This window comes from Herbaspirillum frisingense GSF30, from assembly GCF_000300975.2.
In the GTDB taxonomy this organism is placed as follows: Bacteria; Pseudomonadota; Gammaproteobacteria; order Burkholderiales; family Burkholderiaceae_D; genus Herbaspirillum; species Herbaspirillum frisingense.
Map to the genome: position 1 here is coordinate 1 of NZ_AEEC02000092.1, position 281 is coordinate 281.

Below are 281 nucleotides of genomic sequence, written 5' to 3' on the forward strand. Positions count from 1 at the left end.
CCGCAAAGCAAAAACCCTCGCTACTTACGTAACGAGGGTTCTTGGGAGTAACAAGCCTGACGATGACCTACTTTCACACTGGTTGCAGCACTATCATCGGCGCGAAGTCGTTTCACGGTCCTGTTCGGGATGGGAAGGGGTGGTACCAACTTGCTATAGTCATCAGGCATAACTTGTATAGCCACTTGCTCTCGAACGGAGCAGCAAGCAACTCAAACTGGAAGAAGTAATTAGATTCTGGGGTGTGATGCACTAGGGCAAACACAATATATGCTCAACTT

1 rRNA gene is annotated in these 281 nt (G+C 48.4%); it reads right to left on the bottom strand.

Going from position 1 to position 281, the window contains the following annotated elements:
- Positions 1 to 54 precede the first annotated feature (54 nt).
- Positions 55 to 167: ribosomal RNA gene (gene rrf, locus HFRIS_RS24450) — 5S ribosomal RNA — on the bottom strand.
- Positions 168 to 281: the final 114 nt, after the last annotated feature.